Below are 24,979 nucleotides of genomic sequence, written 5' to 3'. Positions count from 1 at the left end.
CCCGAGCAAGGCCTCATAAAATGAATTCACCTGTCATTCGCCTGGAGACGCCAACGCGCCGCGTCGATCCGTTCCTGATGTCGGTTCTCAAAAGCCGGTTCGAGGCCGTCGTGCGGGAAATGACGCTGGTCGTGATGCGGGCCAGCCGCTCAGCGGTGATCAAGAACGCCCGCGACCTGAGCTGTGCGATCCTGACCTATGATCACCGCCTCGTTTCCACCGAGGACGCGCTGCCGATCCACGTCATGTCGATGGATCTGGCGACCCGTCCGATAACGGAGTTGTTCGACGATATCGCCGACGGCGACATCTTCCTCAACAACTGCCCATACACTGGCGGCACCCATCATGCCGACCTGATCATGGCGATGCCGATCTTTTTCGACGGCAAGCCGCTGTTCTGGGCCGTGGCGCTTTCCCATCACGCCGATACTGGCGCGCCGACACCTTCGACCTATCTGCCATTTGCCAAGAACGTTTATGAGGAAGGGATCCACTTTCCCTGCGTGCGTGTGGTCGAACAGCACCGGGAGAAGCAGGACATCCTGCGCATCGGCATGATGCGCAACCGTGTTCCAGACATCTGGCTGGGCGACGTGCGAGCCCAGATCGGCGCCTGCAGGACCGGTCGACGCCGTCTCTTGGAACTGCTTGAAAAATACGGCCGCGACACGCTGCTGGATTTCGTCGAGGACTGGTTCGACTACGGTGCGCGTCGCGCCATGGCCGAGATCGCCAAATTGCCGAAGGGCAAGTTCTCCTACGAGGTCCGCCATGACCCGGTCCCCGGCGTGGCGGAGGAGGGCATCCCGGTCCGGATCACCATCGATGTCGACCCTGAAGCCGGCGAGATCACGGTCGACGTGCGTGACAACATGGATAACGTCCCTGGCGGTCTCAACCTGTCGGAAAACACCTGCACGGGCTCGTGCCGCATTGGCGTCTTCAACAATCTCGACGACGGCATCCCGCACAACGAGGGCGCCAAGAGCCGGATCAAGGTGTTGATGCGGGAGGGAAGCGTGGTTGGCAAGCCCCGCTACCCAGTAGGCACCTCGGTGGCGACCACCAATGTCAACGACCGGTTGATCATCGCCGGCAATTGCGTGTTCTCGACGATGGGAGAACCCTATGGCCAGGCCGAGAGCGGCTCGCACCTGCCGGCGGGGATCGGGGTGATTTCGGGCAAGGATCCGTTCAAGGACGGGCAGCCCTACGTCAACCAGGTCTTCATTGGCTACGCCGGCGGCGGCGCGCGTCACGGCTATGACGGCTGGTTGACATATTGCGGGCCGGCGAATGGCGGCCTGATCGCGCTGGATTCCGTGGAGGTGGACGAATCCATGTATCCCATCATCATTGAATCGCGCGGCGTGGTGGCGGATACCCAAGGCATTGGCGAGTTCGAGGGCGCTCCCGCGGTGGGCGGTGTCTTCTATCCCGTCGACCACGAGATGACACTGGTCTACTCGGCCGATGGCACAACCTTTCCGCCGCGTGGCGTGCTGGGCGGCGGTGACGCCAAAGCAAGTCGCAGTGCCAAGCGCGGCACGGATGGCAAGCTGGTGGAATTGCCGGCCTTCCATGAGGAGGCGTGCCGCGCCGGCGAGCGCATCGAGTTCGTTGCCTGTGGCGGCGGCGGCTACGGCGACCCGACCAAGCGCGATGTCCGCCGTGTCGCGGCCAGCGTTGGCCGCGGCTGGCTAACAAGCGAAGCGGCTCGCAAGTCCTACAAGGTTGCCCTGGTGCTGGACGCCGAGCAGGGCGTCTGGGCCGTCGACCAGGATGCCACCGCGCGCCTTCGGGCGGCCTGAGCCAGCGCGAAGAGAGGTCGCCAGCAAATGACCGGCGGCTTCGATCACGCCCGCTTGGCGGCCGCGTCCTGCTCGTCGAAATACCGCAACAGGTTCATGCCACCGCGCACGATGTCGCGTTCGATCGCCTTACGCGCCACCTTCTTGTTGCGGGTCCGGAACGCTTCGATCAGCGTCTCGTGCTCCTCCGCGCCGATGTAATCGTTCTCGGCCTGCAGATAATACACGTTAAGGATAGGGCCCATCGAGACCCACAGGCTTTCGATCTGCGCGATCAGCATATCCATCTTGGACAGGCGGTAGACGCCGAAGTGGAATTCACGATTGGCGCGACGGGCGCGGTCAGCATCGCCGGACGTTTCGCCGGCCACGAAATCGCGATGGATCTCGACCAGTTTTGCAATGTCCTTCTCCGAAACATGCTCAACGGCGAGTTCGGCCGCTAGTCCCTCGAGCGCGATGCGAATGAGCCGGACCTGCCAGTAACGCGACCGGGTCAGCTCTGGAACGGTGATGAACCGCCCTGACCGCAGTTCCAGCGCCTGCTCGCTGACGAGCCTGAAACAGGCCTCGCGCACAGGCGTGACGCTGGTGCCCAGCCGTTGCGCCAGATCCTGCATCAACAGTCTTTCGCCGGGCCGGAAATTGCCGGCGATCAGGGCTTCGCGCAGCGAGATATAAGTTCTCGCCGACAGACTGCCTTGCTCGATTGGCTGCATCGTGCTCATGGTCCACCGCTGCAATCTTGGCCGCACCGAATCGACAACGGATAGTGCGAGACGCTCTTATATCCTATAAGTCCGTTGCGAAACATGGCTAGGAGCTGGCGGGTTTCCCAGCGGAGAGCTTGCGCAGGATTGTCTCGATGATATCCAGCGATTTCTCGACTGTCGCCCGGTCATGGCTCCCTGACAGGTAGAGACGCTTGAGCGGAAGCGGCTGGCCGATCAGCCGGTTCGCCACCATCTCTCTGCGGAATGCAAGATCGAAAACATCGTCGTTGCCCAGCAAGTCCTGGTAGTCGCGGTAAGGACCGCTGAGGAAATAGATCAGCCAGACCGAGCCAAACCCGGCGCTCTGCGCGGGCAGGCCGAGGCGATCGATAATGCCATCCAGCTGCGTGCGCATGAAAGCGCCGAGGGCAAACAGGCGGTCGTAGAAGCCTGGTTTCGACAGCTCCTCAATCGTCGCCTGCATGGCGGCGAGCGTCGACGGCGTGCCGTTGAAAGTACCGCCCATGAACACGGATCCTTCCCCGGTCCGGCCGACGAGCGCCATGAGATCGCGACGACCGGCCACCACGCCAACGGGATAGCCTGACGAGGCCGCCTTGCCGAAGGTCGCGAGATCAGGCGTGACGTCGGCGATCGACTGATAGCCGCCGAGCGCGTGGCGAAAGCCGGTGATGACCTCGTCGAAGATCAGCACGACACCATGATCGCTGGTCAGGCGACGCAGCTCGCGCAGGAAAACATCCGTCGCGATCACCGACCCCATATTGTGAGCGATTGGCTCGATGATGATCGCCGCGACATCGCCTGGATTGGCCTTGAGATAATCCTCGACGGCGCCGGCATCGTTGTAAGGCAGCACGATGGTGTGACGGGCGGCATCCTCGAGGATGCCAGCACTGATGGGATCGTACTTGCCGATCGCCTGCGCGTGCGACTGTACGTTCATGGCGACATAGTCGTGCCAGCCATGATAGCCGCCTTGGAACTTGATGATGCGCTTGCGACCGGTGGCGGCGCGGGCAAGGCGCAGGGCGTGATAGGTCGCCTCCGATCCGGAATTGCAGAAGGCGACGAGATCCGCGCAAGGGATGCAGTCGACCAGCGCCTCCGCCACCTCGATCTCCAGCCGCATCGTTCCCGCACCGACAAGATCGATATCCTGCGTGACCGCAGCGATGCGTTCGCGCACCGCCGGATGACAGTGGCCAAGCACGTTGGCGCCGAAGCCGCAATGGAAGTCGGTGTACTGGTGTCCGTCGACGTCGTAGAGAAACGCACCCTGCGCCCGGGCAAATACATGCGGCGCGCCGAGCCTGCGGCTCGGGCTGAGCAATCCGCCCGGCATCACCGCACCGGCGCGCTCAATGAGTCGGGCGGTGTTATTCTGATCGGTCATCGGAATGTCCGTGCATGGCTATGGTCCGCCGGCTCAGCCGAGGGCTTCAAGAACGGTGGCCTCGATTCCCGCCGCGTCCAGCCGGTAGTGCTTGTAGAGATGCGTTGGCGGCGCAATCAGGCTGTATTCGTCGCGGATGCCATGGCGTATCAACCGTGCCGGGCTGCCCGCCTCCGCCAGGATTTCCGCCACGGCGCCGCCCAGACCGCCCAGGATATTGTGTTCCTCGATGGTTAGAATGAAGCGGGAGTGAGCCGCGGCCGAGAGCACTGCCTTCGTATCCATTGGCTTCACCGTATGCATGTCGATCAGTCCGACGGATTTGCCCGCCGCGCGCAGCGCGCGGTAAGCCTCCCTTGAGGGATGGACCATCGAGCCACAGGCGATGATGGTCAGGTCCGATCCTTCGCCGTGAACGATCGCCTTGCCGAACTGGAAGTCGACGCCGTCGTCTTCATAGACCAGCGGTTCCTGGCCGCGGCCAATGCGGAAGTAGATTGGCTGGGCATGATTGACAGACGCCTTGACGGCGGCCGCCAGTTGCGGGCCGTCAGCCGGCGCGACGACCGTGAGGTCGGCGATGCTTCGCATGATGGCAAGATCTTCCGTCGCATGGTGGGAGGTGCCGTAGAAGCCGAGTGAAATACCGGCATGATGACCGATCAGCCGCACCGGCAGAGCCGAATAGGCGACGTCGGTTCTGATCTGTTCGCAGCACAGCAGCGCCAGGAAAGAAGCGAATGTAGCGACGAACGGCATGGCGCCTGTGCTGGCCATGCCGGCAGCAGCCGAAACCATGTTCTGCTCGGAAATGCCAAATTGCGTGAAGCGTTCGGGAAAGCGTTGCGCGAACCGCACCAGCCCGTTGGAATATTGAAGGTCGGCCGTACCGGCCACGACCGGATAACCGTCTTCGACCAGATCAATGAGCGCGTTGGCCAGATAACTCAGGCCAGGCGCACGCGCGTTGATCTGGCGGTACTGCCAGGAGTTGGTATCGATCGGGCCGTTCATTGTGTTTTGCCTCCACGCTTGATCTCTTCGGCGGCCAAGGCCTCGTCCGATGGCGCGAGATAGCCCAGATGCCAGCCGGGTTCGGTTTCCATGTAACCAACGCCCTTGCCTTTGGAGGTCTTGGCAATGATGCAGACGGGCCGGGTGCGGTCTGCCTCGGCCTTCAACTGTCGCAGCAGCGTCGCGAGAGCGACGACGTCGTGCCCATCGACCTCGTGCACCTGCCAGCCGAACGCCGCCCATTTGTCGGCCAACGGTTCGATGCCGATGATGTCGTCGACCTGCCCGTCGAGCTGGTATCCGTTGCGGTCGACGATGGCGATCAGATTGCCGGCCTTATGGTGGGCGGCGGAGAGCGCCGCTTCCCAGACCTGGCCCTCCTGCATCTCGCCGTCACCGAGCAGGACATAGACATCGAAGCGCCGGTTGGCCGCACGGCCGCCAAGCACCATGCCGAGGCCGCCGGACAGGGCATGGCCGATCGAGCCGGAGCTGAAATCGACGCCGGGCACCTTGCGCATGTCGGGATGATCGCCAAGCGGATTGCCGAGCCGGGTGTAGCCATCGAGGACGTCCTTGGAGAAGAAGCCCCAGTCGACCAGCAGCGGGTAAAGGCCGACCGCGGCATGTCCCTTGCCCATCAGGAAGCGGTCGCGATCCGGCCATTGCGGCTCGCCGCGCCTCAGCCGCATCGCATCGTAGTAGAGCGTGGCGAATATTTCCGCGCAGGAGAACACCGACGAATAGTGGCCCACCTTGGCGATCTGGATGAGGCGCAGCGTCTCGAGCCGGACGAACTCTGCCCTGTCGCGCAACAGGGCGATCCGCTCCGCGTCGGGTGGCAGGGTGTTGTTTGAAGGAGTGGGTGCGTTGGCCATTGGACGTCACTCTCAGGATCATTTTTTCTCGACAACTTATAAGTTATAAGATATTCCTCGCCGAAGCAACCGCCTATCTGGTCGCAAGGAGAATTTTGATGAACAACGAATCGCGCGTGCTGGACATGGCCAGGCACTTTCATTCCCAAACGGATCCACGCCTGCATGAGGATCATGGTCCGTTGACGATCGTGGCCGGCGAAGGCGCGACCGTCACGGATGACGCGGGCAACCGCTATATCGAGGGCATGGGCGGACTCTGGTGTGCCTCGCTCGGCTTCAGCGACAGCCGGCTGGCCGCCGCTGCTGACCGCCAGATGCGCAAGCTCGCCGTCTATCACACCTTCAATCACCGCTCGAATGAGCCCACCGTCGAACTCGTTGAACAGCTTACCGCGTTGGCGCCGTTCGACCACGCGCGCGTCTTTCTGGTCGGCTCCGGTTCGGAAGCCAATGACACGATGGTCAAGCTCGCCTGGTATTACCAGGCCGCGCGGGGACGTCCGGAGAAACGCAAGATCATCAGCAGGTTTGGCGCCTTCCACGGCAGTACGATCATGGGCGCGGCGCTGAGTGGGCTGCCGCACATGCACAAGTCCTTCAACCTGCCGCCGCTTCCCGTCATATTCGCCGCGCGGCCGTTCCACTATCTCGACGGTCTGCCGGGCGAGGCGGAGCATGACTACGCCACGCGCCTGGCCCAGGAACTCGAGGCCCTGATCCTGGCGGAGGGGCCAGAGACGATTGCCGCGATGATCGCAGAGCCAGTCATGGGCGCCGGCGGCGTGCTGGTACCGCCGGAGAATTATTTTCCAAAGGTTCAGGCGGTGCTGCGCAAATACGACATCCTGATGCTGTCCGACGAGGTGGTCTGCGGTTTCGGACGCACCGGAAATTGGTTCGGCAGCCAGACTTTTGGCATGGAACCGGACATGCTGTCGGTCGCCAAGGGGCTTTCATCCGGTCATCTGCCCATTGGCGGCGTCATTATCTCCGACAAGGTCTACCAGTGCGTCGCCGACGAGGCCCACAAGGTCGGCGTGTTCGGCCACGGTTTCACCTATTCCGGCCATCCGGTGACAGCCGCCGTCGCCGCCGAGGCGATCAGGATCTACCGCGAGATCGATCTCGTGAGCCAGGCGCGCCGTCTCGGCGATTATCTGCATGCAGCGCTCGCGGACGCGCTCAACGACCATACACTGGTCGGCGAGGTCCGCGGCCGCGGTTTTATAGCGGGGATCCAGATCGTCGAGGATCGCGCCACCCGTCGCGCCTTTGCGCCGGAGCTGCGAATTGGCACCGATGTCGAGCGGCGGTGCCGCGAGCACGGAGTCATGATCCGCAACATGGGCGACGTGCTGGCAATCTGCCCGCCCTACGTCATCGCCCCTAAAGAGATCGATTACATGGTTGATGGCATTCGCGCGGCTCTTGATGAGACCGCGGCGGCCCATGCGCGGACTGACCAGTCGGCATGAACCCGCCCGGCGTGCGGCGAGACGTCGCTGGAGGGGCCGGCCGCGCGAACCTTGGGCAAGCGCGAGCCGCAGCCAGCATACAGGATCCTGATTGTCTTATCCGAACGGAGGCCAGACCATGCTTCAGAAAACCAGCCATTTCATGCGCCAGGCCAATCTCATCAACGGCGAATGGGTGCAGGCCGACAGCGGCCAGACGGTCGACGTCAACAACCCGGCCACCGGTCTCAAGATCGGCACCGTGCCGAAGTCGGGCAAAGCCGAGACCCGCCGCGCCATCGAAGCCGCCGCGGAAGCTTTCAAGACCTGGCGCAAGACGACCGCGCTCGAGCGCTCGAAGCTGCTGCGCAAGCTGCACGACGCGATGATGGACAATCAGGACGTGCTGGCCGAACTGCTGACCATCGAGCAGGGCAAGTCGCTGTTCGAATCGAAGGGCGAGATTGGCTCTGCCGCGGCCTACATATTGTGGTTCGCCGAGGAAGGCCGCCGCACCTATGGCGACGTGGTGCCGTCGCCGTGGGCGGATCGCCGTATCCTGGTGACCAAGGAACCGGTCGGCGTCATCGCCGCCATCACGCCGTGGAATTTCCCGTCCTCGATGCTGGCCCGCAAGCTCGGCCCGGCGCTCGCCGCCGGCTGCACCGCAGTGGTCAAGCCGGCCTCGCAGACGCCATATTCGGGCCTCGCCTGGGGTGCGCTCGCAGAGGAGGTCGGCTTCCCCAAGGGCGTCGTCAACATCCTGACCGGTTCGGCAAGCGAGATCGGCGACGAGATCTGCGCCAATCCGCTGGTGTCGAAGATCACCTTCACCGGATCGACCGAAGTCGGCAAGCTTCTCATCCAGAAGTCGTCGGTCACCGTCAAGAAAGTGTCGATGGAACTCGGTGGCAACGCGCCGTTCATTGTCTTCGATGACACCGACCTCGAGCGTGCGGTCGCCGGTGCGATCACCGCCAAGTATCGCAATTCCGGCCAGACCTGCGTCTGCACCAACCGCTTCCTTGTCCAGGCTGGTGTCTATGACAAGTTCGTCGAGAAGCTCGCTGCCGCCAGCAATGGGCTGAAGGTCGGCTCCGGCCTCGAGGACGGCGTGCAGCAGGGGCCGCTGATCGACGAGAAGGCGGTCGAGAAGGTCGAAGAACTGATCGCCGACGCCACATCCAAGGGCGGCAAGATCGTTGCCGGCGGCAAGCGCCATGCGCTCGGCGGCTCGTTCTTCCAGCCGACCGTCATCGCCAACGCGACACCCAATATGCGCTTCATGAAGGAAGAGATCTTTGGGCCGGTCGCCCCGGTGTTCAAGTTCGAGACCGAAGAGGAAGCGATAGCGCTCGCCAACGACACCGAATTCGGCCTCGCCTGCTATTTCTACACCGGCGATCTCGGCCGCGCCTTCCGCGTCATGGAAGGGCTGAAATACGGCATGGTCGGCGTCAATGAAGGCCTCATCACCACGCCGGAGGCACCCTTCGGCGGCGTCAAGGAATCCGGCCTCGGCAAGGAAGGCGGACATCAGGGCATCGAGGATTACCTCGACACCAAATATGTCTGCATCGGCGGCCTCGGCTCTAGTGCGCCGGCTTTTCCCGCGTCTCAGAACGCGGAATGACGAACCCGCGGGTGATCCGGTGAAAATCTTTCCGGTTCCGAGGAGAAGTGACCTAAGATCGTGAGCGCCCTATGCTCTTACGTTTCCGGAAAAAGCTTCGGAAACAGCGCGTCCAGAGCGTCCGCCGGAAAGCGTAGGGACACTGGGCCCTTTGGCGTTTCCGACGCCAATAGTCCGAGCGCGATTACGTCATTGAACACTCGACGCGCCGTACGTTCGGGTAGTCCGCTAATACGGGATGCCTCGCCGCGGTCAAACTCACCGCGCGTGAGCGCTTCCTCCACGAGGCGGCCGGCTTCGGGCTTCAGACCACTGCGCTCCACATGCCGATACAGCCGCTTGGCCAACGTGTCGAGATCGAACAGTCCGGTCATGAAGCTCACCTGATCGATACACGCCTGCAGGAACCATAAGGTAAAATCGCCGAGTGCGCGTTCGGAGAGGTTGCCACGTCCGTCGAGATCACCCTGGCGGGGCATATCGGCATGATCCATCATGCTCTTGTAATCCGTTCGGCTTTTCACGCCACGTGCCAAGCCTCGTGAGATCGACCACAGCCCGTGCGCGGCGACCCCGGCCTGAGGGCCATGGCGTGGCTCATCAATCGGCTGACGCGTCCGTTGCCGTCCGGAAACGGGTGAATGTAGTTGAAGCGGTGATGCGCGGCAGGAATGGTCAGGATGCGTCCGGCCTTGCCCAGCTTATCGAAGCGATAACGCATGGCAAAGTATTGCATGAAATCGTTGACGCGATCGCTCGAAGGCGGTTCATGCCGGCCGATGGCGACGTCATGCTCTGGCTTCGATCGCCACTCACCTGGCGCCATGACGAACTCACGGCCGGAACCCTTGATGGTCAGCATGGGCGATTCCGCATCGCGGTAGAATTCCGCATGCAGCCATCGAAGAAAACCTACCGATGCCGGTTCCGGCAACTGCCCATCGGCAGCCAGGCGGTCGATCTCGGCTTGCACGCGAACGTGCGCGGCCGCCTCGAGCTGCAGATTGCGGCGGTTCTCGTCTCGATCGAAATTCCGACCAGCGCCCGTTCGATGTCGCGCGGGCGCGTATCGTGGCCTTCGATCAGGTTGCTGTAGTAGGTGTTCATGATGCGCACGAGATGGGGCGAGGTTGGCTGCGGTACGCGAGTGCAGGCTTTTGCCCAAAACAGCCGACGTCGCCAGGCTTGGACACAAATCGATGCTGCCGATGATGATCATGGCCGATGTTCGGCAGGCCTATCGTACTGACAACTACGCACAAACCGTAATTGGGGGAGCCATCTGGCCGATGCTTTGGCCGATCTATGACGATCGGCCGGACTCAGACAGGTTCGAGGTGGAAAACAGGCAGCTTTAAACATGGTTCTGCCTCGGCCAGCGCAAGATTCGCCTGGAGCTTCGCTTATGCTGTGTGAGCTTGTTCTCTCGCGCCCGAATTCCCCATGGATGGCCCAAAAGCAGGCGATCCATTTGTCATTTTTAAGTGCGTCGGACTGCCAGTTGATCGCGTTCTGACCCGACTGGGAGTTCAAGTTTGACCTGAAACTGACCGGGTGCTGGATGGCAGGCTTCATCCCACCGGTCTGATATGAAACAACGTCCGGCCCCGAGGCTAGGCTGCAATCTCGGATGGCTTGTATGCGCCGTTTTTTTAGAGCGTGTTGCGGGCTTGGTCTGCTCAACCTCGGAGCTCTACGCTTCACGGCGTTAGGATGAGCGTTCGAGGCGCAGGATTACTGCCGACACTGCTCTTCTTGTTCGCATTGGGCAGTTCCCGTTGGAAGCTTCCATCTTGCCGACTGCTGAGTTTGGAGTCGCCGTAGCTGTGAAATCGAAAAGAAGCCCATAGGCAACGTTTGCCGCGACGCTACTGAGAGCTGGTCACCGGGAGAGCCGAAGGTAGAACGAAGTTGTCTCGTTGAGCTTGTATGTGGCGCCAGCATAGAAGGCCCAGTTCCCACCCCAAGGCTTATACAAACCGCCACCGTTAGCGCCGATCGCGTTCATGGCCTCGTCCTTTTGGCAGAGATCACCACGGTCGCTAGCTGGCGAGCAAAGTCCGTCCCAGCGCTGCATTATCTCGTCGGATCCGGCAAGCTGGCAGAATTTCCCAGGCGGAGCTGACGGGGAGGGATGGTGGGAATAAAACGGTGCGCGTGAGGTCTCGGCGGGAACAGCCAAGACATCTAAGCGGAACGGACTGGCATAACGCAAAGACACAGGCGAGCTCAGCGGCAAGGTGGTTTGTTATCACCATGGGACGCCTGCCGCGTCAAACGGTGGTGTCGTGGGTCGAGACGGCGAGGGCAGCGGTCGCCATGCGCCCCGACCGGCTTGCCTTGTTCGGCTACTCGCATATCCCATCCCAAATAAAGAACCAGCGCCTCATCGAGGCGGAATTTCTTCCCGACAGCGCTGCCCGCGCTGAACAGTATGCGGCTGTCGCCGTGAGGCTGATTGCCGCCGGCTATCGACAGATCGGGCTCGACCATTTCGCCTTTCCGGACGACGAGCTCGCGCTGGCACAGGAAACAGGTCGCCTGCGACGTAACTCGTTGGGCTACTCGGCTGACACCTGCAGAACCCTGATCGGTTTCGGCGCGTCGGCTATCGGCCGCACCGGCCAGGGATACGTTCAAAACGAAGTTACACGGGATTCCTACATCCAGCACATCGCAGCTGGCCGACTGGCTACATCGAAGGGCCATCGCCTCACAGACGACGACCGCGTGCGAGCCGCAATTATCGAGCGATTAATGTGCGATTTCGAGGCTGACGTGCCGGCAATCTGTGTCGCCCACGGATCTGATCCGATCCGTCTTCGCGGTTCAGATGAGCGTTTGGCGATGCTGGCCAAGGACGGAATAGTGGACTTCGAAAACGGTTTTGTCCGCGTACGGCGGGAGCATCGCTTTGGGATTCGCGCTGTCGCTGCCGCATTCGATGCTTTTAGGGATGGCCTTACGTATCCCGCAGGTGAGGGCAAGCAGACACACGGAAGCTAACACAGGGGGTATCTTTTGCCGGAGAGAACGAGCTGCCATCGTGCGGTGCCCGGTTAGTAGTGAAGCGCCGTAAAATGTCGACATAGGCGTTGGTGAACTGGACCGAACGACGAGAACAGCCTATCCAGTGTGTTGTCGGCAGTTAGTTCGAAAGTCCTGCTACACCCGATCCGATGCCTCTCAACGCCGAGGCCGCACCTCCGTGCCGAAGCCGGCCTTCCCAATGGTGGGTCGAGCCGTCGCTTACCCCGTGCTTGCCTCACAGATCCGCGACCGAGAACCCAGCCTCATGCTCCCGCCCTGCCGGGGCCTAGGTCAATCTAGCATGAAAGGAACACGTCGGAACCTGGGATATCGCTTGCCCGGCCGGGCGGCGATAGCCTTGTCGGGGCAGCGAGGAGCCGTAGCCGATGATGAACGCACAGGAGAAGTCTGGCGTGAATGGGGCGATGATTGTCAAGCTTTGCTCTCGAGTCATTTCGTCAACCATCTTGCGTGACCGATTGGCGACCATCTCCTCGTCCCGACCTTATATTACCCGTTGCCTGTCGCCGCCAGCGCGCAGTGACTTGTCAAGGATGGAGGCCCGCAGACCCCATCGCGCGGCGACTTGTCCTTGACGGTCACGAGCACGGCGGCAGGTTTGCCGTGGTCGGGGAGCCCTTCCTTGGGCGGAGCCGACGACGGTGTTCGAGGGGAACTCGCCATGAGCCGGGTGCGCAGAGATCGTCCGACGCTCTTGTATTTGCTGGATCCCAGCCGGCTCCGCCTCCGACTGCCTCGGTAGCTCGGTATCCTGAGCGCGTCGGCGGCATCATGCCATTATCATCCTTCGAATTGCATGCTCCATCGTCCTGGACGAGACCGGTTTGGCTAGCCAAAGGACGAAGGTCTGATTACCAGATGTGATCGGCATGGGGTCGCTTCCACCAACGACGATGATGGGCACCGTCATCAGGGTGGTACGTACGGCTTCGGGCTGTCCTGGCCCGAGGAAAGTCGCTTTATCGAAAATTAGGAGGTCGGCTGCCTTCCCGCTCTCGATCCAGTCGCAAAGACTCTCGAAGGTCGCGAAGCCGACCGGCTTATAACCCAGCGCGGCGATCTTATCCTTGTAGATCTCCAACGCTGCTGGATCGGGGTCAACGACTGCAATGATTTCTCCGTTGCCAAGTGATCCATCGCATGGGCCGAAAGCGCTATCAGCTCTGACCTGCTCCTCAGCGCAGGCCGGTAAGTAGAGATCGAAGCGTGTACCTCGGCCAACAGCCGAGGTGACGTCAAGGCATCCTGCGAGCGCGCTCACATGGCGGTCCACTGCAGCAAGACCCAGTCCGGTCCCGCCGACGCGAGAGCGCGTGGTAAAAAAGGGCTCAAAGATATGCGGAAGCACCGAACTTGCGATTCCTTGGCCATCGTCGCTGATGGAGAGGAGAACGTAATCTCCCGGTTTCAAGGTGCCCTTAGCCACGGGCTTCGTTTGACAGACGTGAGCGCGAGAAACGCTAATCTCGACACGGCCCTCATTCAAGAGAGCCTCCGACGCGTTCTTGCATAGATTCATAAGGATCTGCTGTATCTCGGTCGGGCTGCCCTCGATCACCGTTTGCCACTCGTTGATCTTGAAGTTCAACTGAACATCCGCACGAAGTGTAACCCGCAGCAATGGCGCGAGATCCATTACACTCTCCGAGACGTCGAAAGGCATCGTCACGCGCTTCCGATTTCGGCTTAGTGACAAAATTTGATCAATAATCAGTTTGGCTCGGTTGCTGGCCAAGATAATTTGGCCGATGTGGCCCCGAATTCTCGAGGGGCGACGCACAAGACCTTTAGCCATCTCTGCGTAGCCGACTATTGCTCCTAGAACATTATTGAATTCATGTGTAACGCCGCTTGCGATTGTGCCGACAGCCGTCAGCCTTTCCGCATGCTCCCATCGACTCTCAAAAAGGTTACGTTCCGTGTGTACACGTTGCATTTCAAGATGGTTGCCTAAACGCACAGTAGCGCTCGCCAGAACCAGGAGGTCGTCTGTGGAGGGTGGTGAGCGATCTCCTTCAAAAACAAGGATACAAACCGCAGCCTGCTGATCGGAGGCCCGGCAACCAACAATTTGACAAACACCGGTAGTGCCTACGGCAGTCCGAACCACTTCCGACGCCGGAACGACGCGAAACACTGGCTGTTCCGGGTGTACAAGTGAGACGACTTCATGGATTAGCGTGGCGTTCCAGACGCGCATGCGCTTGTTCGCGACAAAGTACTCGGTATTCCTGCTGATACTCGGATCCACCAGAGCAAGCGCGCATTGATCCGCATCGAAAACGCATTGAATGAGTCTAAGCGCCGCTTCGGTGGAGAAGCGCCGCGAAGCCTTCGTTGCTTGACTGTCGATGAAACAAGCTTCGATCTCACTCATCGCCGCTTCAAGCTCTAACCGCCTTTCCAACCGGTTCGTCCGCACATGCAGCGTGGAGGCTCGAATGGTCGCAAACAAGCAGAGGCATATGGACACCAAGCCAAAGAAAAGCCGTGTACGCTGCGCTTGCGCGCTGGCGAAGCTGTAGGCTTTCAGATGTTCTCGCTCCAATTCGGCAGCCTTGGCGAACGTGTCGAAGGATGGGATCCGATTGACAGCGCGGTCCAACCTCAACATTGAGGACAGGATAGCGCGGCCCTCGCGGGCAACATCCTCCGTGACTTGGTCCTGGCTAGGAGGAAGTCGGCGGAGAGACTGATCGATTTGTAATGCGAGGCTGAATCCCGGTCTGGCCGAAAATTGAAGGATCAGATTGGAAAATTCAGGCCTGTTCGACACTCCCCCCCAAAGGCGATTAGCCGAGCGAGCAAAGCGTACGAGAGAGCTTTGCAGAAGCTCATTTTGCGCGGCCGAGGCCGAGATGGCAGCTTCTGTGTTTTCGAGGGACTTTTTGAGCTGTGCAACCAACCTGGAGTGCACCCCGGAGCTCTCATTGGGCGAAATCTCAACAAGGCGTTGGTAGTTTTGAAGGTTCCTTTTTAATGCTTGCCCGGTAGAAGCAACGGAACGGAAGTCCAATACCATGTCGGCGCGGGCGACGTCTCGCTGGAGCAATGCGTAGTTGATCTGAATCGTCCGCAGTTCGCTTAGGACCGCCTCGTTGATCTGGGGGTCTTGCCACTGTATCGCGACCAAGAGCGCAACCGAGGCCACTAGGGCCATTACAGAAGCTTTGTCGGTACTGAGCCATTTTTCCCAAACGAACGGCGTTTGAGCCGCGGTGCGTGCCTTGCGAAGGTCCGAGTTGAATTCTAGCTCCCCATCGCGTCGGTGTGCGGCCGGATGCTGCTGGAACAGGAAAGCCAAGTGTACCTCTCCCCTCAAACAGGCGGTGTAGACACCGTTGCACTCTGCCCCCATGGCCCGCTGACCTTCCATTGATTCGCGGGCGTTTCGACCTCGACGGCGAGGCGGCAGCACAAGGCGGGCAACTGATCGCAGTTTTCGGAACTGGTCTTCCGAGAGATCATCGAAGGGGCATACAAGCGCACGCCTGCAGCAGCCGAGGATGATACCGGCCGGTCAAACGCAACTGGCGAGGGCCGGATCTGCTGTTGGCTGGCAGCTAACACTGGCGGGGCGGCGGCCTCAACTACGGCGTGCCTAGAGCCGGCTGCTGCGAAAGCGTCCGACACGCTTCCCTTGGGGTCATCCCGTCCAGCGGGCATTCTTGGATCGCTGAAAAAAGACGGGGCGGCTTGATGATCCTGCCCTCGCTGAAGCACCTCGCGAAACCCCTTTTCCAGTCGCAGAAGCTCCTCTGGACCGGTAGGCGGCTCGTCAGCTCGACCATCGAACAGCGGCCGGAGCGCCTCGGACACGTGCTGCTCAAAGCCCACTCGCCGGNATCTCGTAGTCGTCATCGAGCAGCCGAACCTGTTCGGGACGCAATAGCGGTGCACCTTGATGTGAATTCTGAATGTTCCAATCGAACGTTCGCGCCTGGCTGTAGGAAATCGATTGGGCTTGAAATGTGAATCCACCGATAGCTTTGGAAATGTAGTTCGGAGTCTCGTCATCTACCTCGATGTTCCTAGAAGCGCGCCGGCAGCCCGGGCGGGGGGCTTGGGGTTAGACTGCCAGCGCACGCCACTCATAAAGAGCGGCCTCTTTTCGCGGTTCGGACACCCATAGTCAACCCGGCAACGTCTGGATGCCCGCTGTGCTTTTTGCAGAGCGGCGATGCCGGGCATATCGGCCGATCCTGTCTAGGATGGTGTGGCCACTCTCGTCGGCCGAGTTGATGCTCCAGCCAGTATCGCCTTGCCGACCAGCATGAGTTCGCCGTTAGCAATCCATTGTTGCGGGCGTTCCAGTCACGGCCTTCCATTCGGCGATGGCTTGCAAGCGATGAACATGTATGGCGAGAGCAGAACGTTTGGGGCGGGGGACGAAGAGGTTGCGGAGGGCTGACAAGGTCGAGACGAAGCGTTGCAGGCCTCCCGGCGATCGGACCCCTGCATCATCCGCTCCCGTTTTCGCGGCGGCACATGGGAATTCTCCGCTCTGTTGTTCAACCCCTTGTGCGACCGGTGCTCGACGTCCGGCATCATCTGTCGCTTTGCCGCTCCATACGAGCGAAGCTAGTCGGTGATCATGCGCTTCGGCGCGAGCCCCTGCTTCTTCCACAGCCGCGTCAGCAAGCGCAACCTCTCGCAGGGTGCGCTCTCAGAGTTCGTTCCTGCGCAGCGGCCTTGTTATCTCGATACTGGATAAGCGTCTACGAACCTACGCGCCGCATAACGAGCTTTGTTGCGCTGGTCGGTTGCGAAGGGTGGCTCTATGCATCGCAGTGGCGGACGCGAAATCCTCACCATCCTTCTGCATCGCGCTATTTGGCTTGCCGAACACCCAATTTCGCCGGCACGCTGCCGCTGAATACGATGATCATCTCGCATTCTTGCTATGGAGACTGTCGTCCTTCCTGGGCACGCGGCTGACGGCGACGAAAGCGGGTTTATTCATGCAACACCCCTTTTTGGCAGGCAAGCTGGTGGACTTCGGGATGTCGGGGGCGAATATAGCGAAGACTCCCGCCGCTCGCTGATGCATTCTGGACGCAACCGCATCGAGCCGATGTGTTCGAGACGCTTCGCGGCTGCAGTCGCCGAACGATGGCGTGGTTATGCGACCTGTTCGGCATGGCTACCCCCGTCCAGTCAGGCGTTCACGAAGGTGTTTGTCGAGAGTTCGTGGAGAAAGTCCGCCACTTATCGTTGGCGAGGGCTTTGCTCCGGAGTGGCGATCGGTGCGCTGATCGACAGGCAGGCTCTGGCCAAAATCGAATCCCATGCCGTCGCGAAAGGCCGCAGAATCGATGCGGGGGCAAACGCATCGCGCGAATGGCACGTCGAACTATCGGTCCGGTCTCCAGCGAGATGACCATCGCGCAAGAAAGAGACATTCGGGCGGCTGGCGCCTGTGATTGCTTCGACGATGCGGATAGGTCGTGCATGAGGCCAACGACACGATCTACGGCCTTCCCCCACATTTGTGCCTCAAACGGAAGCGTGTTTGGCGTGTCGCCGAGGCCTTGGAATATGGCATAGTGGTATGAACACGGGACGCATGTCGTCGGAAGCCGCGCCTTTCGGCCGAGTGAAGCAGTCCGGCACCGGGCGGGAGGGTTCCCGCCATTGCCTCGAGGACTACCTCGAAATGAAATACCTCTGCACGGGCGGCATCTGAAGCATGGGCTTGCAGGGCTCGCAGACCGGTAAACCAGCGAGCCATCTCCAAATATGTGAATTGTGGATTGCTCCTCGACGGGAGCTGAGGGGCGGCTCCGCAAGCCTTACGACGCTCTTTGCGAGCCGTAGCTGCCGAGCTGGCAAAAGGCCGGGCTACGTCGCGCCAGCGCAATCGGCGCGCAGAAAATTAGGCCTACCCGCTCCGGGACCGCGGACCTCGTCAGCTTCTCGTAAGTATGCCCGAGTAGGTTGCTCAGCTGATCTGTGGACGTGAGGCTAACGTGAACCGGCACAAATTTGACCTATCCAATGTAACAGGTTGGCGGCAGGTGCAGCCCCCGGCATCTCAAGAGCAAGCGGCACAGGCCGGGCAAGAGGGCTTTGAGCAGCGCTCGGGCGAGGCGCGCCAAGCCGCTGCCCAAATTCCCGCCCCCGGCGTTCCGGCTCTGCCAGACCCGTTCCATCCTCATCCGTCTCACGGAGACCTGAGCCTCATCGAAGGCGCGGCCCCATGGGAAGCGCAGCCCATGATGCAAGGGAGCGGACAAGAACACGCCGCGGCGCCGTACGCCGGAGGCAGTGGGTCGATGCTAGGTGCCTCGGTGCTGCAGCCGGGTCACTCAACGGCGCGCCATCATCATGCGCCGGATTCGTCAGTGGGTGATCTGAATCCTTCCGCACCGTTCGAGTTGCGTGACCATGCTCGTTCCCCCGTGCCGGCGGCGGTGCAGCCAGATCCTCCAGTAGTGGTCTCCGACGGTCGCGGCTGCAAGCGTCCTCTTTATTCCAACGATGCGACCGTTGTCGAAGGGCTGAGGTCACTCTACGCGGGTAAGGCCAAGGAGGAAACGGTCAAGCGCCATGTAAATTCTCTTTACGGCTTTGGTCGTTGGCTCTTTAAAAATAACAAGCCGGGATTTGCTGCTCGGCTTCACGAGGAGTCGCTGGATGAAGATCTCAAGGAGTACGAGAGCAGTGGTGGCTCCTCGACTGTGGCTGTGGCACTGCGTCGTCTCAGAGAGTCGGCGGGCGGAGTGCCAATGGTGGGCCGCGCTGTCCTGAATCCCGACCCTGCCGACGCCGTGCTCATCAAAGAGTACAAAGCGGCTCTCATCAAAGAGTACAAGGGAGCGCCTGCGACCGGGCCGAATCGCCAAACCATTCACGACTATGGAGCTACTCTTAGACGTTTCAGTGAATACCTGGTTGAAAACAACAAGCCGGGGATTGCGGCTCGGCTTCACGAGGAGTCGCTGGATGAAGATGCCAAGCGCTATAAGGCCTCCAGTGGTGACCGGAGGATCATTGCACTAGCTCAACTCCGGAAGTTCCTGCCGTCCGCCGCACTCGGGCGCGAAATTGCCCTTGCTGCTCGTCCGGAAGACGCACTCGGCATGGAGGCTCGTGCCATTGGGGACGCCGCTGCGCAGCACAGCGGGCCGCAGAAGGCATTGGGTCGGCCAGAGAAGCTCCCTGGGGAAGCTAATGAAGACGCCGCTGTTCTGCCATCGTCTTTCGTACCAACTGGGCACCATCACCAAGCCTCGGATCCCGCAGAGTCCTTTCGTCCCCTGATCTGGCGCGACGGCGACCAGCGCGCGCCGGACGAGCGGATCGCTGCACAGGACAGGAGCAACCTGCTACCAAGCGAGGAGGTGCCACTGAGGCCACCGGAATTCGCTCCTCCCAGCTTGCGGGCGGGGAATTCCGCCTCGCCAGAGCTCTTTCCTGAGGGGATGTCCCCCGCGGTCGAAGGGTTTTTTGGTGTTTTCGGCGACCCCAGCGGGCGGGTGCTCGGCGCATTGCAATTGCTAGGCGACGAACATATCCACAGGGATTACCAGCTCCTGGAGCAGGAGTTGCAGGGGAACAATCCAGAACTCGCCGCCCGGACGCGGTTCGTGGATCCCCTCGTAGCCAATTATCATCTGCGCTTGGGCTCCGAGAGCGACAAGCTAAGCGCATTCCAGCGCATCGTCCATAATCAGAACGGTAACGACACAGCCGACTTCCTGTTCGTGCCAGTGAGCGATGGCGGTAAGACTCTTGCGGAGCGCGGCAAACATTGGTCGCTGCTGTTCGTTGATCGCAGCGACCGGGAACGGCCGGTTGCCTATCATTATGACTCCGTCAGCGGATGGCATGACAAGCTTGCAAAACACCTCGCAGAAAGGCTGGGCGCCAGCCTGGAGACCCGCGTGGACTTACCCCGCATCGCCCAGCAGAGCAACGAGTGGGATTGCGGAGTCTACGTGGTGGACGGCACGCGGGCGCTGGTTGGGCGATTGCAAAGATGGCAGCCAGACCTGCCAGACCTGAACCTCAACAACCTCGTCGTCAATCGGCAGGCACTACAAACCCGACTCATGGGTGACGATACATCTGGAACGGCAAATTATCTCACGAACTTTGAACTCATGGACCGACAGGCGCGAGACGCGGTTAAGGAAAGCCCCGTTGGGACGTTTCACCAGCGGATCAAGCGGCTCGGCCAGTCAGCGCGAGCGTTGCACGACAGAGCCCTGGCTCCAGTCGCGCCGGACCAAGGCAACCCAGACTCGGTGTTCGTACGGGACGTTGTTCCCGGGGAAACACGCCATCATCATGCGCCGGATTCGTCAGTGGTTGATCTGAATCCCCCCGCACCGTTCGAGTTGCGTGACCATGCTCGTTCTATGCCGGCGGCGGTGCAGCCAGATCCTCCAGTAGTGGTCTCCGGTCGCGACAAGCGTCCTCTTTATTCCAACGATGCGACCGTTGTCGAAGGGCTGCGGTCAGCACTCTATGCCGGTAAGGTCGGGGAGCGCACGGTCACGGACCATGTAAATTCTCTTCTCGGCTTTGGTCGTTGGCTCTTTGATAATAACAAGCCGGGATTTGCTACTCGGCTTGACGATCCGTTGCTGGATCAGGATCTCAAGGAGTACCAGCGCGAGAGTGGCTCCTCGAACGTGGCTAGAGCACTGGGTCGTCTCAAAGAGTCGGCGGGCGGAGCGCCAATGGTGGGCCGCGCTGCCCTGAATCCCGACCCTGCCGACGCCGTGCTCATCAAAGAGTACAAAGCGGCTCTCATCAAAGAGTACAAGGGAGCGCCTGCGACCGGGCCGAATCCNATCAAAGAGTACAAAGCGGCTCTCATCAAAGAGTACAAGGGAGCGCCTGCGACCGGGCCGAATCCCAAAACCACTCAGGACTATGCGGCTACTCTTAGACGTTTCAGTCAATACCTGCATGAAAACAACAGGCCGGGGATTGCGGCTCGGCTTTACGAGGGGTCGCTGGATGAAGATGCCAGGCGTTATTTGGACTCCAGTGGTAACCGGTGGATCAGTGCACTAGCTCATCTCCGGAAGTTCCCGCCGTACGCCGCACTCGGGCGCGAAATTGCCCTTGCTGCTCGTCCGGAAGACGCAGTCGGCATGGAGGCTCGTGCCATTGGGGACGCCNCTCGGGCGCGAAATTGCCCTTGCTGCTCGTCCGGAAGACGCAGTCGGCATGGAGGCTCGTGCCATTGGGGACGCCGCTGCGCAGCACAGCGGGCCGCAGAAGGCATTGGGTCGGCCAGAGAAGCTCCCTGGGAAAGCTAAGCAGCTGAGCGAGATCGGCAATTCAGGCGCTCGCGTGCTGATGCAGGCCCCCACCCATCAAGTGGGTGCATTGGCATGGGAGGCGCAGCCCATGATGCTGGGGGACGAGCACCTGGCACCGCATACCGGAGGCAGTGGGTCGATGCTGGGTGCCTCGGTGCTGCAGCCGGGTCACTCAAGGGCGCGCCATCATGATGCGCCGGATTCGTCAGTGGTTGATCTGAATCCCCTCGCACCGTTCGAGTTGCGTGACCATGCTCGTTCTGTGCCGGCGGCGCCTGCCGGGCCAGCGTTCGCCAGGGCTGAGGAGACGTCCTCCGCGGTTGGCGAGGCCGCGGAGGCCGCAAGGTGGGCTCGGTTGCAAAAGCAAATGGACGAACCAGTGCATGATCCCGGCCCTCAAGTGGATACATCGCCATGGGAGGCGCAACTCATGGTGCAAGGGAGCGGACAAGAACACGCCGCGGCGCCCTACGCCGGAGGCAGTGGGTCGATGCTGGGTGCCTCGGTGCTGCAGCCGGATCACTCAACGGCGCGCCATCATCATGCGCCGGATTCGTCAGTGGTTGATCTGAATCCCCCCTCACCGTCCGAGTTGCGTGACCCTGCTCGTTCTGTGCCGGCGGCGCCTGCCGGGCCAGCGTTCGCCAGGGCTGGGGAGACGCCCTCCGCGGTTGGCGAGGCCGCGGTGGCCGAAAGGTGGGCTCGGTTGCAAAAGCAGAAGGTCGACGCTGATTTGTCGGGATATTTCGACTCGATTCCGCACGCGGACCTTCTACGATCGCCATGGGAGGCGCAACTCATGACGCAAGGGAGCGGACAAGAACACGCCGCGGCGCCCTACGCCGGAGGCAGTGGGTCGATGCTGGGTGCCTCGGTGCTGCAGCCGGGTCACTCAANAGGGTCCTTTCGTCCCCTGATCTGGCGCGACGGCGACCAGCGCGCGCCGGACGAGCGGATCGCTGCACAGGACAGGAGCAACCAGCTATCAAGCGAGGAGGTCCTCATCAACCGTGAGCATGATACAGCGGAGTTGAGACCAGCGAAGAGGCAAAGGCCCCCGAACAGTCGTCTGCAGGACGTTGCCAATGAGCCGCAGCTGAGCGAGATCGGCAATTCAGGCGCTCGCGTGCTGATGCAGGCCCCCACCCATCAAGTGGGTGCATTGCCATGGGAAGCGCAGCCCATGATACAAGGGAGCGGACAAGAACACGCGGCGCCGTACGCCGGAGGCAGTGGGTCGATGCTGGGTGCCTCGGTACTGCAGCCGGGTCACTCAACGGCGCGCCATCATCATGCGCCGGATTCGTCAGTGGTTGATCTGAATCCCCCCGCACCGTCCGAGTTGCGTGACCATGCTCGTTCTGTGCCGCCGGCGGTGCAGCCAGATCCTCCAATAGGGGTCTCCGGTCGCGACAAGGGTCCTCTCTATTCCAACGATGCGACCATTGTCGAAGGGCTGAGGTCAGCATTGGAGAGCACGGTCAAGCGCCATGTAAATTCTCTTCTCGGCTTTGGTCGTTGGCTCTTTGATAATAACAGGCCGGGATTTGCTGCTCGGCTTCACGAGGAGTCGCTGGATCCGGATCTCAAGGAGTACGAGAGCAAGAGTGGCTCCTCGGACGTGGCTAGAGCAGTGGGTCATCTCAAGACGTGGGCGGGCGGAGCGCCAGTGCTGGACCGCGCCGCTGTCCTGAATAATCCCGACCCTGCCGACGCCGCGCTCATCAGAGATTACACAGCGGCTCCCATCAAAGAGTACAAGGCAGCGTCGACCGGGCCGAATCCCGCTACCATTCAGANCAGAGATTACACAGCGGCTCCCATCAAAGAGTACAAGGCAGCGTCGACCGGGCCGAATCCCGCTACCATTCAGACCTATGGATCTGCTCCTAGACGTTTCAGTGAATACCTGGTTGAAAACAAAAAGCCGGGGATTGCGGCTCGGCTTCACGAGGGGTCGCTGGATGAAGATGCCAAGCGCTATAACAACTCCGGTGGGATCAGTGCACTAGCTCATCTCCGGAAGTCCGAACTCGGGCGCGAGCTCCCTGGGAAAGCTAATGAAGACGACGCTGTTCTGCCATTGTCTTTCGTGCCAACTGGGCCCCATCACCAAGTCTCGGATCCCGCAGGGTCCTTTCGTCCCCTGATCTGGCGCGACGGCGACCAGCGCGCGCCGGACGAGCGGATCGCTGCACAGGACAGNATGCGCCGGATTCGTCAGTGGTTGATCTGAATCCCCCCGCACCGTCCGAGTTGCGTGACCATGCTCGTTCTGTGCCGGCGGCGGTGCAGCCAGATCCTCCAATAGGGGTCTCCGGTCGCGACAAGGGTCCTCTTTATTCCAACGATGCGACCATTGTCGAAGGGCTGAGGTCAGCTTACGCGGGTAAGGTCAAGGAGAGCACGGTCAAGCGCCATGTAAATTCTCTTCTCGGCTTTGGTCGTTGGCTCTTTGATAATAACAGNGGTCAAGGAGAGCACGGTCAAGCGCCATGTAAATTCTCTTCTCGGCTTTGGTCGTTGGCTCTTTGATAATAACAGGCCGGGATTTGCTGCTCGGCTTGACGAATCGTCGCTGGATCAGGATCGCAAGGAGTACGAGAGCAGGGGTGGCCCCTCGGAGTACGAGAGCAGGGGTGGCCCCTCGATCGTGGCTAGAGCACTGGGTCGTCTCAAGACGTTGGCGGGCGGAGCGCCAGTGGTCGACCGCCCTGTCCGGAATCCCTACCCTGCCGACGCCGCGCTCATCAGAGATTACACAGCGGCTCTCATCAAAGAGTACAAAGAAGCGCCTGCGACCGGGCCGAATCGCGGTACCATTCAGGTCTATGGATCTACTCTTATACGTTTCAGTGAATACCTGCATGAAAACAAAAAGCCGGGGATTGCGGATCGGCTTCACGAGGGGTCGCTGGATGAAGATGCCAAGCGCTATGTGAACTCCGGTGGTAACCGGAGGATCAGTGCACTAGCTCATCTCCGGAAGTTCGCACCCGGGCGCGAAATTGCCCTTGCTGCTCGTCCGGAAGACGCAGTCGGCATGGAGGCTCGTGCCATTGGGGACGCCGCTGCGCAGACCGCGGCACAAGCTCATGGCCACGCAGGAGAGCAGGGACCCATCTCTCGAGCTCAACAAGTCGCGCCAGCGCCGTTTGAACGGCACTTGGGCAAGAAGCGCGAGGCCCAGGACGGACTGACGAGTACACTTGACAGGAGCAACCTCGTGAACAGCGGGGGCGTCATCATAAACAATGAACATTACACAGCGCTGTTGAGACCGGCGAAGAGGCAGAGGACTGATAATCCGCAAAGCCGCGCCATGGGGCGGCAACTGAGCGAAGCAACCACGACGTCCATCAGCCAAGCCTCCGATCAAGCCCGAGCGGACCTAGTGGCTTCCTTCAGAAGCAGGGAGCGCTCCGACGCGGGGCGTTGAGCTCCATGGCTGGGGTCAAGCAGAACAGCTCTCTTGACGACAGAGGCGCTGATGCGATCTCCGGACCGGTAGCTCTCGCCGTAATTGATCAGGCTGGTACTGTTGGAACGCTTGATCAGCCTCGTCACCCCAATCTCCAGCATAGCTCACTGTCACGCGGCCAACGTGCCTCCGTAGCTAACATCTACGTCAGCGTTGAAGAAGTACCCTGCGCCACGGGATGTTTTGACCAGGCGAGGGTTGGCCGCATCAGCCTCCAGCTTTCGGCGCAAGCGCATGATTAGG

At 60.9% G+C, this 24,979-nt stretch carries 13 protein-coding genes and 3 pseudogenes; 6 read left to right on the top strand and 10 right to left on the bottom strand.

Annotated elements, in window-relative coordinates:
• Nucleotides 1-20 precede the first annotated feature (20 nt).
• Entirely contained in the window at nucleotides 21-1,814 is a 1,794-nt protein-coding gene (locus X743_RS141670; RefSeq protein ID WP_023768620.1) for a hydantoinase B/oxoprolinase family protein, read from the top strand.
• A 44-nt stretch (nucleotides 1,815-1,858) separates the two neighbouring features.
• Here the strand turns inward: X743_RS141670 and X743_RS141675 are convergent, their stop codons facing one another.
• From X743_RS141675 to X743_RS141690, 4 genes are all read right to left on the bottom strand, one after another.
• Entirely contained in the window at nucleotides 1,859-2,542 is a 684-nt protein-coding gene (locus X743_RS141675) for a GntR family transcriptional regulator (RefSeq protein ID WP_023737066.1), read from the bottom strand.
• Between the two features lie 88 nt (nucleotides 2,543-2,630).
• A complete protein-coding gene (locus X743_RS141680; protein WP_023768619.1) occupies nucleotides 2,631-3,944 on the bottom strand; it encodes an aspartate aminotransferase family protein in 1,314 nt (437 codons plus the stop codon).
• Nucleotides 3,945-3,977: 33 nt separating this feature from the next.
• Complete coding sequence (locus X743_RS141685) at nucleotides 3,978-4,958, bottom strand: transketolase C-terminal domain-containing protein (protein ID WP_023747620.1); 981 nt, start codon at nucleotides 4,956-4,958, stop codon at nucleotides 3,978-3,980.
• On the bottom strand, nucleotides 4,955-5,836 hold the full coding sequence (locus tag X743_RS141690; RefSeq protein ID WP_023768618.1) for a transketolase: 882 nt from the start codon (nucleotides 5,834-5,836) through the stop codon (nucleotides 4,955-4,957). Before X743_RS141690 ends, X743_RS141685 begins: the two co-directional genes overlap by 4 nt.
• A gap of 98 nt (nucleotides 5,837-5,934) precedes the next feature.
• Between X743_RS141690 and X743_RS141695 the strand changes: the two genes are divergently transcribed.
• Nucleotides 5,935-7,314, top strand: a complete 1,380-nt coding sequence (locus tag X743_RS141695; RefSeq protein WP_023747618.1) for an aminotransferase — start codon at nucleotides 5,935-5,937, stop codon at nucleotides 7,312-7,314.
• A 118-nt stretch (nucleotides 7,315-7,432) separates the two neighbouring features.
• The gene (locus X743_RS141700) at nucleotides 7,433-8,926 is read left to right on the top strand and encodes an NAD-dependent succinate-semialdehyde dehydrogenase (protein ID WP_023768617.1); all 1,494 of its coding nucleotides are present in this window, start codon (nucleotides 7,433-7,435) and stop codon (nucleotides 8,924-8,926) included.
• A 77-nt stretch (nucleotides 8,927-9,003) separates the two neighbouring features.
• On the opposite strand, the gene X743_RS1000000173685 is transcribed toward X743_RS141700, so the two are convergent.
• Entirely contained in the window at nucleotides 9,004-9,423 is a 420-nt protein-coding gene (locus tag X743_RS1000000173685; RefSeq protein ID WP_023737287.1) for a hypothetical protein, read from the bottom strand.
• Nucleotides 9,424-9,446: 23 nt separating this feature from the next.
• The gene (locus X743_RS1000000173680; RefSeq protein ID WP_245264324.1) at nucleotides 9,447-10,145 is read right to left on the bottom strand and encodes a Fic family protein; all 699 of its coding nucleotides are present in this window, start codon (nucleotides 10,143-10,145) and stop codon (nucleotides 9,447-9,449) included.
• Between the two features lie 1,040 nt (nucleotides 10,146-11,185).
• On the opposite strand from X743_RS1000000173680, the pseudogene X743_RS0137160 reads away from it, so the two are divergent.
• Nucleotides 11,186-11,932, top strand: a pseudogene (locus X743_RS0137160) (coproporphyrinogen III oxidase); the annotation flags it as partial.
• A gap of 814 nt (nucleotides 11,933-12,746) precedes the next feature.
• On the opposite strand, the gene X743_RS141705 reads toward X743_RS0137160, so the two are convergent.
• From X743_RS141705 to X743_RS1000000171360, 3 genes and pseudogenes are all read right to left on the bottom strand, one after another.
• A complete protein-coding gene (locus tag X743_RS141705; RefSeq protein WP_031258568.1) occupies nucleotides 12,747-15,281 on the bottom strand; it encodes a two-component system VirA-like sensor kinase in 2,535 nt (844 codons plus the stop codon).
• A 543-nt stretch (nucleotides 15,282-15,824) separates the two neighbouring features.
• Nucleotides 15,825-15,995: pseudogene (locus X743_RS1000000171365) on the bottom strand (type IV secretory system conjugative DNA transfer family protein); the annotation flags it as partial.
• Between the two features lie 267 nt (nucleotides 15,996-16,262).
• Nucleotides 16,263-16,651 (bottom strand): annotated as a pseudogene (locus X743_RS1000000171360) (DDE-type integrase/transposase/recombinase); the annotation flags it as partial.
• An 877-nt stretch (nucleotides 16,652-17,528) separates the two neighbouring features.
• Here X743_RS1000000171360 and X743_RS1000000173670 point away from each other — a divergent pair.
• Together X743_RS1000000173670 and X743_RS1000000174170 are read left to right on the top strand one after the other, a co-directional pair.
• Nucleotides 17,529-17,663, top strand: coding sequence for an aldehyde dehydrogenase family protein (locus X743_RS1000000173670; protein ID WP_023768614.1), 135 nt, complete (start codon nucleotides 17,529-17,531; stop codon nucleotides 17,661-17,663).
• Nucleotides 17,664-18,321: 658 nt separating this feature from the next.
• Nucleotides 18,322-21,252, top strand: coding sequence for a Ulp1 family isopeptidase (locus X743_RS1000000174170; protein WP_348625908.1), 2,931 nt, complete (start codon nucleotides 18,322-18,324; stop codon nucleotides 21,250-21,252).
• A gap of 3,594 nt (nucleotides 21,253-24,846) precedes the next feature.
• Here the strand turns inward: X743_RS1000000174170 and X743_RS0137145 are convergent.
• Nucleotides 24,847-24,979 (bottom strand): winged helix-turn-helix domain-containing protein (locus X743_RS0137145; RefSeq protein WP_031258565.1); only part of this gene is annotated, 133 nt, incomplete at its 5' end.

The organism is Mesorhizobium sp. LNHC232B00, assembly GCF_000502435.1.
Classification (GTDB): Bacteria; Pseudomonadota; Alphaproteobacteria; order Rhizobiales; family Rhizobiaceae; genus Mesorhizobium; species Mesorhizobium opportunistum.
The sequence above is the reverse complement of the archived record's forward strand: the minus strand, read 5'-3'. Positions and strand labels throughout refer to the sequence as shown.

Bases quoted from the DNA above. Each gene is read 5' to 3' on its own strand.
- X743_RS141670 (WP_023768620.1), top strand. From the start codon at position 21: ATGAATTCACCTGTCATTCGCCTGGAGACGCCAACGCGCCGCGTCGAT.
- X743_RS141675 (WP_023737066.1), bottom strand. From the start codon at position 2,542: ATGAGCACGATGCAGCCAATCGAGCAAGGCAGTCTGTCGGCGAGAACT.
- X743_RS141680 (WP_023768619.1), bottom strand. From the start codon at position 3,944: ATGACCGATCAGAATAACACCGCCCGACTCATTGAGCGCGCCGGTGCG.
- X743_RS141685 (WP_023747620.1), bottom strand. From the start codon at position 4,958: ATGAACGGCCCGATCGATACCAACTCCTGGCAGTACCGCCAGATCAAC.
- X743_RS141690 (WP_023768618.1), bottom strand. From the start codon at position 5,836: ATGGCCAACGCACCCACTCCTTCAAACAACACCCTGCCACCCGACGCG.
- X743_RS141695 (WP_023747618.1), top strand. From the start codon at position 5,935: ATGAACAACGAATCGCGCGTGCTGGACATGGCCAGGCACTTTCATTCC.
- X743_RS141700 (WP_023768617.1), top strand. From the start codon at position 7,433: ATGCTTCAGAAAACCAGCCATTTCATGCGCCAGGCCAATCTCATCAAC.
- X743_RS1000000173685 (WP_023737287.1), bottom strand. From the start codon at position 9,423: ATGATGGATCATGCCGATATGCCCCGCCAGGGTGATCTCGACGGACGT.
- X743_RS1000000173680 (WP_245264324.1), bottom strand. From the start codon at position 10,145: ATGATCATCATCGGCAGCATCGATTTGTGTCCAAGCCTGGCGACGTCG.
- X743_RS1000000173670 (WP_023768614.1), top strand. From the start codon at position 17,529: ATGAACACGGGACGCATGTCGTCGGAAGCCGCGCCTTTCGGCCGAGTG.